Source organism: Halanaerobium saccharolyticum (assembly GCF_003259895.1).
GTDB lineage: Bacteria > Bacillota > Halanaerobiia > Halanaerobiales > Halanaerobiaceae > Halanaerobium > Halanaerobium saccharolyticum_A.
In genome coordinates this window covers 1-9769 of record NZ_QLME01000041.1, presented here as the reverse complement: position 1 = coordinate 9769, position 9769 = coordinate 1, and the positions used below count along the sequence as shown (strand labels likewise).

The following is a 9769-nucleotide window of genomic DNA, read 5'->3' as shown; positions in this document are numbered from 1 at the left end:
GATTAACTCAAGTTATGTAAAGTAAATTTAAGAACGATGCACTCATTACAGTGTTTTAAGAATTTACTTTACATAATCATATACTTTGCATAACCTTTATCAGCAGGAGAATACGGCTTAGTGTGAATCAGGGTAATACCTAAAGAAGCACAGGCAAAATGAAGATTATCACTGCGATAGACTTTACCATTATCAACATAAAGGAGTTTTGGAATACCTCTTCTTAAAATAGCTTCTGAGAATACCTGCTGCACAGCAGAAAACTTTTCTGTTGTTAAGAATTTGGCATAAGTAATAACCCTGGAGCAGTCATCAATAAAGGCAAAGAGAAAAGTCTTAACCTTTTTGCCATCAAGGTTGAGATAGGGTCCATACATCTCGTCTCCCTGCCAGAGCATATTAACCTGATCATAGGCAAAACGGCGTCTGTTTTCTTCTTTGCGGGGAGAGTTGACCAACAGGTTCTTCTTTTTAAGAAAGCGATAGACAGTAGAATAGGAGGCCTGAGAGGGCAGCATTTTCTTTTCCGTAATCAGCTGATCATATAGTAAAGAAACAGATCGATCAGGGTGTTCTTCTCGGGCTTCTAAAATAACTTCCTTAAGTTCTGGAGTTAAAACACGACTTTTACCTCTGTCATTTCTGGGTTTGGGTTTCAGCCCTTCAAAACCACCTTTGCGATAGGCTCTAACCCACATGGATATGGTTTTTGGTGAGTATTCTCTGACTCCATAATAAGGGACATTATGTTTTTTAGCAGCCACCTTTTCCAGATACTCTTCAGGCAAAATCAAATTGTCTATATTCCTATTAATGATTTCTGATTCTTTAAAGCCAAACAGCACCTCAAACTTCTTATTAGCTTTGAGCACCCGATGCTTATTATCCAAAAGCACTATTGCTTCCGGAGAATTATTAAAAAGCTGTTCAAAATATGCTTTCTGTTCCTTCAATTTTTCTTCCTGTTCAATTCTATCAGAAATATCAATACCTGTGCCCACAATATATTTTATTTCGCCCTTGTCATCTAAAATAACATTATTTGCCCAGGAAATCTGCCTTTTCTCTCCTGTTTTAGTTAGCCAGTAGTTTTCCGACTTATTGGGATAATCCTTATTTTTAAGCTGAGTAAAAACAGATTTAACTTTCTCTTTATTTTTATCTAAAAATAACTCCCAGACTGTTTTGCCTTTAACTTCTTCTTCCTTATAACCTGTAAGTCTTTCACAGGCCTTATTAAATCGAACAATTTTCCCTTCAGGATCTAAAAGAATAACCAGTCCACTTTGGACTTCTAAAATTGTTGATAAAAAATCATTCTGTTCATTAATTTTTTGCTGAGAATATACTCTTTCTAAAGCTGCTGTAACATGTGAGATTAAAATCTCTGCTAACTCTAAATCACCTTCATCAAAGGCTGATTTTTTAGCTGCTGCCGCCTGAAAGACACCAAAATCAACGATTGGTATACTGATAGCTGATTTATAGATTTCTTTTGTCGCAGCCGCTTCCGAACTGTTCTGCAGGTCATCAATGATCAGACTTTCCCCCTGATGATAAGTTTTAGCTGCTATGCTCTTTTCTGAAATTGAAATTCTTTCCTCTTTGAAATTATTGGAAGAAGCTGTTGAAATAAATTCCTGTTCTTTAAGCAGAATAAAATTACAGAGGTTAAAATCAAGAAGCTTTTCTGCTAATTCTACAGTTCTTTTACTTATTGATTTTTCATCTTGTAATTCCTTAAAATCTACAGCTATTTTATGTAATTCCTTAATTACACTTTCTCTTTCTTTTTTTTCAGTAATATCTTCAGCTGAACAGACTACATATTCTACTTCTCCCTGATCATCTAACTTGGGGTTTTTTGTTATCGAAAGTAATCTTTCTTCTCCTTTATAATTTTTTAACCATTCTTCAGTTCGAATTTTTTTCTTCTGCTTAAAAACTCTTTGATTTCCCAGATTACAGGTCTGAGCTGCTTTTCTTGAAAGAAAATCTTTTAAATTTTTATTTTCAACAGCCTCTTTTTCAAATCCTAAAAAATCTGCATGAGCCTGATTTACTCTTTCATAAGTAACAGGATCTTTTAAATACCAGACCTGGGTTTCAATTGTATCCAGTATCATATTTCTTTCCTCATTATTCTTAAGTATCTTTTTCTGCATCTGATTTTTATATAAAGCAAGTTCGATATTATTTTTAAGTTCTTCTTTATTGAATGGTTTATTTAAATATACTGAAGCCTCAAAATCTTCTATTTGATCAAGGTGAGCAGTCAGAAATATAAAGGGAATATTGGTTTCTGAAGTAATCTTTTTAGCTACCTGATAACCATCTACCTCCCCTTTAAGAATAATATCGATAATTATTAAATCAGGGTGATTGCCCTTATTTATTATATAATCTACAGCATCTTCCCCATAAGCAAAAACTTTAGATGCCTTATATTCAAGTTCTGATATTATGTTTTTTATTTTTTTCTGATGAAGCTTTGAATCTTCAATGATTATTATTTCTTTCATATTTGCTCACCTCTTGGCTCAGATAAATTTCAATCTATATTTTACTACATTATATAGTTATTATAACTTAATTTTATTTGAAATAAAAATTTGTAAGACAAAAATAATAAATTTTCAATTTTTATTTTTTAATCGAACTCTTCTATTGCTTTTTAAATAAAACTATGGTATTCTTTTGTTAGTTTTATCTTAAAAGGGTGATTGCAAGTGACAAAAGGTCAAGTTGAAGCAAAAATTAGTGAGGCAGTAACCAAATTTGAATTAGAAGTAATGGGTAGAGGTCCTAAGCAAATTAATACTATGATCGTTAAAAATTTGATAATTATTAGGCTCGAAGGATTCTTCAGTATTTCTGAGAAGAGGCTGGCAGAGAATAATCGTGTTGAATTAGTTAAAAGAGTTAGGACTTTATTATTTGAAAATGAAGTAGAAAATTTTAAAAATATTATTCAAAATATAATTAACACTGAACTAATCAGTGTGCATTCTGATGTAAGCACAAAAACCGGGGAAAAGATAATTATAGTTACACTTGATTGTAATTTAGAAAACGAATATTAAATTTAATAAATTATATATTTAGTTGGCAGATATATGAAAGGTATTTTTTACCAGTCATTATTAGGTCAATTAAAATGAAAATAAACACATATTAATTTAAGATTATTTATCTTAAACATTATAATTTCAACTCAAGAAGGAGGTGATGATAATTATTTCTTTACAAGCAGCGATCGATAACATACTTTCACCAGCAATTATGTTCTTTATTTTAGGACTAATTGCTGCAATTATTAGATCTGATTTAGAAATACCAGATTCTTTTGGAGCTTTTTTAACTATGTTTATTCTAATTTCTATAGGTTTAAAGGCAGGGATTGCAGTTAGACAAACAGGAATATCAGAAATAATAATACCTGTTCTTGCAGCTATTATAGTTGGCGCTATAATTACTTTCACTGTATATTATATAATGTTAAAAATAGGATTTGATGCAGCAAATGCTGGCTCTATTGGCGGTCATTATGGGGCATGTAGTAGTGTAACCCTAACTACAGTGATAGTTTTTCTAAGCAGGATGGGAGTAAACTTTGAAGAGTTTGTTCCAGCACTATATCCATTTATGGATACAGCAGCCTTGATTACAGGTATTGTTTTAGGACACGCCGGTCTAAAAAAGAACAAAATAGATTCAGATGATGAATATAGTATTAAAAATATTTTTAAGGAGTCACTGAGGTCTAAATCAACAGTTTTAATTATTGGAGGTCTGATAATTGGTTTAACTGCAGGAGTAAAAGGCACAGAAGACCTGATGCCATTTTACAGTACTGCATTTGACGGGATCTTTACAATATTTATGCTGGATATAGGAATTATTACTGGACGAAGAATATCGGTTCTAAAAAATGTTAAACCAGTTACTTATTTGATTGCAATAATAATGCCGCCTGCACAAGCAGTTATGGCAATATTAATTGCTAATTTTATCGGCTTAAGTCCAGGTGGAGCAACAGTTTTTGCAGTTCTAGCAGCAGGAGCCTCATATATTTCAGCACCAGCAGTAATGAGAAGTACTTTTCCAGATGCAAACCCTTCCATAGCATTAGGGATGAGTCTAGGGATCATTTTTCCATTTAACATAATACTTGGTATACCACTGTATTATCAGATTGCAATAATTTTGAGTTAATTTATAAATTTATTGATGAAAAAATAAGGAGGTTTCTATTATGTTGATCAGAGCAGAGAAGGTAATTATTATTACTGAAAAGATTATTTCTTCTCAAATTATCGATTATTTAGAATCAATGGATATTACAGCTTATACAATCTATAAGGATGTTTCTGGACAGGGAAATCGAGATATTAGATCTATATCTGGAGGTTTAAGTAGATATGGCGAAAATATAAGGTTAGAAGTAATTATTAAAGATGATGAAAAGGCAGTAAAAGTTGTAGAGAAAATCTATGCAAAGTATCTGCATTCCAAATATGCAGGTATTATATATATTGAAGATGTTAGGATAATTAAACAAAATGAGGAGTGATTTTGATGAGAGAAAATATACCTGTAACAATGATGACCCAACACCCTGATTCTGCTCAAGAATATGTTCCTATACAAAAAGAATCAGAAGAGGCAATTGAGGCTTTAAAAGCTATCCCTGATGGTTTAAAATAATGATTGACTTTGAAGGAAAATTAACTCCATATCACCAGACTGCTCAAATTGTAATAGGTCTAATTGAGAATGGAATAACACCAGGAAAAGAAGTTTTTGTAACCCCAAGAGTAGCAAATGCCAATGAAGAAACCGCTTTTAGACAAATAATGGCTTTTCTTTCAATAACAGAAACTATAGTTAGCGCAAAAGAATATAATGATATCCAGCCTATTATAGAAGTTATTCTTCCTATGGTAAGTTCTGCCGATGAATTAATAGAAGTGAAAAAGAGAATAGATTCTGTGGCAAAATTAGCAGAAAAAGAGTTCAAAATGAAAAAAAACAAAAATTTATTACAGATTATTCCTCTTATTGAAGAAGTGCCTGAACTTTTAAATATTGACTCAATTATTTATCAATTTGTTACAAAATTAAGAAATAATGATTATCCTGTTGATTATCTCAGATTTATGCTGGGGAGATCTGACCCAGCATTATCTTACGGAAATGTTTCTGCAGTTTTAGCAAATCGAGTAGCCCTTTCTAAAGCATATAAAATAGCTGAATCTCTAAATATAAATATTTATCCTATCTTTGGGGGAGGGGCCCTACCTTTTAGGGGACATGTGACACTTGAAAACATTTATAATGTCTTAGAAACATACCCAGGGCTTAAAACTATCACGATTCAATCTGGTCTTAGGTATGATCAACCACGAACAAAATTGATTGAATTAATAAAAATACTTAATAATGAATTACCTAATAGTAAAGCTCATTTTTATAGCGAAACCGAATATCAACAATTATATAACTATGTTGGAATTTTTACAGCTAATTATCTTGATGCATTTTTTGAAATCATACCAGAAGTAGCAAAACTCTCAGATTATATTCCCAAACAGAGAGATAGACTGGCCCGCAAAAGTGGTGTTGGCTATGCCCGAGATATTGCAAGACCAGAAGAAATTGCTAAGCTTGTTAATATTGAGAGTATCAAGAATAGATTAAATAAGCTCAATACAGTCAAAAAGTTTGCTTTACCTAGAGCAATTACTTTTACTGCCTCTCTCTATTCAGTTGGGCTGCCTCCAGTTTTTATAGGAACAGGTAGAGGCCTTAACGAAATAAAAAACAAGTGGGGCAAAAGTGGATTAAATGAATTTTTAAATAATTATCCATCATTGAAAGCTGATCTAAAATTTGCAAGCAAATTTGTTAACTTTAAAAACATAAATAGATTCTTTAATCAGAAAGCTGTTGATTATATTGAAGAAGATATAAACTTCTGTTGTGATTTCTTTGATTTAGATATATGTCGAGATAAAAATATAATAAAATCTGACATATATCATATGTTAATGGACTCTTCATTAGGAGTATTATTTCACCTGCAAAAGGCCTCTGATTTTTCTCGTCCCAAAGAAGTTGAATTATTAGAAAACTGGCTTAAAGAAATGGGAAGTATAAGGGGGAGTCTAGGTTAAAAAAGCAACTCAAAATTTTGGCTACTATCCAATAGCTTTTTTTCAGCTAGTTTTAATATATTTTTGTTTTCTGTATTAATTCCGGCAGCTGTTAAAACACTTTTTATGCGTTGTAGAGCCGCCAAAATTTAAAATGTCAGGATTTACACCTAAGAACACAAAAGACCCGCCTCTCGGCGGGTCTCTAAAATGGGCATCAGCCCTTAATATTCAATGGCGGAGAGACAGGGACTCGAACCCTGACACCTTTCGGCTTCACCGGATTTCAAGTAAGGAAATATCGGGGAAGACCTTTCAATCCTAGTATAAAAGGCTCTGCACCAAAATTAACTGATTAAACTTCGTCTGATTAACTCCTATAATAATATAATAATACTTATAGCTTTAAAAAACAAGGAAAGAATATAACTTTTACAAATTTAACAAAAAAATCAGTTTATATCAGGAAAAAATCAGGATAATTTGTAAAAGCACTAGTTGTTGAATTAATTAGAGCAACTGTATTTTCGTGAGTGACAAGAACTTAATATTCATTCATAAATTTATTATGAGATCTTTCTAAAAAATTATAGTTGTATCGGTCTGACCTTGCTAAAAGATCTCCTTCTGTTAAAACTTCTTTGATCATTTGAAAATAATCAACTATATTTGCATTTTTAAATCTATAATTGGCAAAGTCAATAAATTGATCATAGTTTGATTTAGTCTGTTTATTTTTATCTAATGTAATTACATCAATTGATTTTAAGTGATCACAATCTAATATAGAAGATTTCAACAAATAGATGATATATGAATCAGTTACAGGCAGAGAATATCCTAAAATTCTTATATGGTTAGCTTCGCTTAATAACTTATCTGCGAGTTGCCAAGTTTTTAGTAGTTTATCATTAGAAGTTTTGTTCCAGGTAGGAGGTATTATATTACCTAATTCAACACAACCATGTAATTTACATAGCGGCAATTGACTAGGCGAATTGTTATATTCTTCTAAAGAAGTTATAATTTTTAAATCATCTTTAGGGTCATAAACCTTAGATAAGTGATCTACATAATTCTCAATAACCCTATCATAATTTAAGCTGATTATTGAATAATTATAATTAGAATCACTGTTAGTTTTATAAGATTTAACTCCTTCATTTTTGAAAATTAAATTAAATATACTAACAATAAAGTTTCCATATGTATTATGAATTTTATCTTTAGACCCCATAATGGCATGATGAAAGTTTTTATCTGGTAGACTTCTGCTATTAATCGTTGGTGTATAATATTCTATTACATCACTAATATAATTTATAAACATTTTTTTGTCTTGATCATCATTAAGAAAGTTTCTCATTTCTAATATAGATAAAATCTCTTCAATGTTGAACAAATTAGAATTATAATAATTTTTGATATATGACATTCTTTCAATTAACTTAAAAACCTCATCAAAATAATCATATTCACCATCAGTATTAAAATACATATCCTTAGATTTAGATAAAAAATTTGACATTACTGGCAAGCCTAGCGGAGCAGAGAAGCCAGCACCTAAAATATAAACAACATTCTCCATTTTTATCACTCTCCTCTTATTTTAAAACTTTAAGTTTCTTGTGAACAATCACGTAAAAAGCAAAACTTTTTTAATTTAAAGGCTTCTTAATTAATTTAAATAAAATTGACTGAGGCCGTTTTTCTTTACCCAACCTTTATAATTACTCGAATTCAAAACCTCTACTTTACACCAATTACCTTTTTCAATTATTATATTTACTTTATCTATATTTTTATTAAGTGTACAAATTATTTCAGAATTATTGTTAGCTTTTTTTCTTAGTTTAAGGTTATTTATAGAAACTACTTTTTTAGGACTATAATTATAATGTTTTGGAAAAATATTAATGTCTCCAAAATTTATATTTATATTCGTTAAAGAAAGGGGGAAAGTTATAGAGAATAAAGGATTAGACTTTAAATAATTCCATATATACATAAAGATCTGATTCACAGTGTGCATATCATGTGATTTTGCAAATTAATCCAGTTAAATTATTCAGATTAAATCAGCCTAAATTAGCTAAAATTACAGCATAATTTTCAAATTAAATTAGTAAAAACAAAAATATTTTGCAGATTAAATTAGCAAGGGACTTAAAAATAAGCCCCTTTAATTTAAATAATATTTTTCACTTTAAAATGTATCTTTTTCGCAGGCTTTGAAGACAATTTCCTGGTTTATCTGCTCTGCTTTAAGCTGAAATCCTAAAAGCAGCGAGTTAACTGCGATATTGTTGATCAATCTGGGTAGTCCTCTGGATCTCAAGGCAATTGCCTCCAGAGCCTGAGGTATGAATACTGGGTGATTTGCTCCAGCAAGCTCAAGCTGGTGCTCAACATACTCTTTGACTTCCTCTTTGTTTAAAGGATTTAACTGATACTTCATGATTACTCGCTGATTTAAGGACTGATTATGATTCAAATTTAGCTTTGTCATAAAGTGAGATAAACCAGCTAAAATCAGAATAAATGGGTTCTGAGAATCCATAGCAAAATTAAATAAAATACCAAGATCACTCAAAAATTTGTTGGGAGCAAGCTGCATTTCATCTAAGATAATGATGGGAGTAATCTTTTTCTCGTTGTAAAACTTTAAGATAGCAGCCTGAACCTGATTAAAAAGGTCCACCTTTCTAAATTTAGGTTCTTCTCCCAGGCCAATGGCTATGCCTCTGTAAAAATCCATTACTGAGCCTGTAGATAAAGGGAAATAGATGACCTTAAATAATGATGGATTAACACTGTCAGCCATAGATCTCAGGGCAGAAGTTTTACCACTTCCAGGTTCACCAATAATGACAGCAATGCCTCTTGTTTTTTTAAGATAATTAAGTCTGGCAGAAAGTTCTTTTAAGTTTTCAGACTGGTAGAGATCTTTAGTTTCAATCTCTTTTTTAAATGGATTATCTGATAAAGAATAAAAAGATTTATACATTTTTGCTGCCTCCTTCAGTCATTTTAGCAAAGGAGATAGGATTACCTCTTTTAGCATGAGCATTATCAGCCATAATCACAGGCTCAGCTCTAGTAATGCATTTACCATTTTCATAAAGATAAATATTATCATATGTTTCTTGATCAAAGCGGATCTTAACCTTTTTGCCAATATAGACAGGTGGCACCTGATAGAGTTTAGAATTAACAGATATAGTTCCATCATGTCTAACTTTTCTCTGAGCTCTTTTGAGAAAAAGCAGCTTAAGTTTTTCAGGATCATCATAGGTTTTAACCTGACTAATCTGGGACATGTATTTATCCAGAGGAGTCATCTTCAGAGAAGAGTGCACTTTACGGTGATAATCTTTTTCCAGCCACTTAAAAAAGCTCTTGTTTAGCTTATCCAGGGAAGATAAATCTTCATCAGTTAAAAGAGGTAAAAATCTTTTTCTGACAGTTAAGTAAAACCTTTCAATTTTGCCTTTATTATGTGAAGCTTCACATAACAAGGGTTATGCAAAGTATATGATTATGTAAAGTAAATTCTTAAAACACTGTAATGAGTGCATCGTTCTTAAATTTACTTTACATAACTTGAGTTAATC

General features: G+C 31.2%; 10 protein-coding genes. 5 read left to right on the top strand and 5 right to left on the bottom strand.

All coding sequences use genetic code 11. From position 1 onward, the window contains the following. Positions 1–68 precede the first annotated feature (68 nt). Positions 69–2522, bottom strand: a complete 2454-nt coding sequence (locus C7958_RS15135; protein ID WP_111573505.1) for a PAS domain S-box protein — start codon at positions 2520–2522, stop codon at positions 69–71. 207 nt (positions 2523–2729) lie between these two features. Between C7958_RS15135 and C7958_RS15130 the strand changes: the two genes are divergently transcribed. The 5 genes from C7958_RS15130 to ppcA all read left to right on the top strand — a co-directional run bounded on the left by C7958_RS15130 (position 2730) and on the right by ppcA (position 6176). Continuing rightward, positions 2730–3083: a DUF2294 domain-containing protein gene (locus tag C7958_RS15130; protein ID WP_111573504.1), complete on the top strand. Its 354-nt coding sequence runs from the start codon at positions 2730–2732 to the stop codon at positions 3081–3083. A gap of 145 nt (positions 3084–3228) precedes the next feature. Further along, positions 3229–4215 carry a sodium-dependent bicarbonate transport family permease gene (locus tag C7958_RS15125; RefSeq protein WP_108141087.1) on the top strand — a complete coding sequence of 329 codons (987 nt, stop codon included), beginning with the start codon at positions 3229–3231 and terminating at the stop codon, positions 4213–4215. A gap of 40 nt (positions 4216–4255) precedes the next feature. Further along, the gene (locus C7958_RS15120; protein WP_108141089.1) at positions 4256–4573 is read left to right on the top strand and encodes a P-II family nitrogen regulator; all 318 of its coding nucleotides are present in this window, start codon (positions 4256–4258) and stop codon (positions 4571–4573) included. 5 nt (positions 4574–4578) lie between these two features. Then, the gene (locus C7958_RS15985; protein ID WP_258222468.1) at positions 4579–4707 is read left to right on the top strand and encodes a hypothetical protein; all 129 of its coding nucleotides are present in this window, start codon (positions 4579–4581) and stop codon (positions 4705–4707) included. Beyond that, positions 4707–6176 (top strand): phosphoenolpyruvate carboxylase, encoded by a 1470-nt coding sequence (gene ppcA, locus C7958_RS15115; RefSeq protein ID WP_111573503.1) that lies wholly within the window; start codon positions 4707–4709, stop codon positions 6174–6176. The genes C7958_RS15985 and ppcA overlap by 1 nt, the downstream gene beginning before the upstream one ends. Positions 6177–6699: 523 nt before the next feature. Here ppcA and C7958_RS15110 read toward each other — a convergent pair. The 4 genes from C7958_RS15110 to C7958_RS15095 all read right to left on the bottom strand — a co-directional run bounded on the left by C7958_RS15110 (position 6700) and on the right by C7958_RS15095 (position 9673). After that, complete coding sequence (locus tag C7958_RS15110) at positions 6700–7743, bottom strand: SIR2 family protein (RefSeq protein WP_111573502.1); 1044 nt, start codon at positions 7741–7743, stop codon at positions 6700–6702. Between the two features lie 90 nt (positions 7744–7833). Beyond that, positions 7834–8163, bottom strand: coding sequence for an SH3 domain-containing protein (locus C7958_RS16165; protein WP_166668567.1), 330 nt, complete (start codon positions 8161–8163; stop codon positions 7834–7836). Between the two features lie 198 nt (positions 8164–8361). Further along, positions 8362–9162 carry an ExeA family protein gene (locus C7958_RS15100; RefSeq protein ID WP_111573500.1) on the bottom strand — a complete coding sequence of 267 codons (801 nt, stop codon included), beginning with the start codon at positions 9160–9162 and terminating at the stop codon, positions 8362–8364. Continuing rightward, positions 9155–9673: a Mu transposase C-terminal domain-containing protein gene (locus C7958_RS15095; RefSeq protein WP_111573499.1), complete on the bottom strand. Its 519-nt coding sequence runs from the start codon at positions 9671–9673 to the stop codon at positions 9155–9157. Before C7958_RS15095 ends, C7958_RS15100 begins: the two co-directional genes overlap by 8 nt. Between the last annotated feature and the right edge of the window lie 96 nt (positions 9674–9769).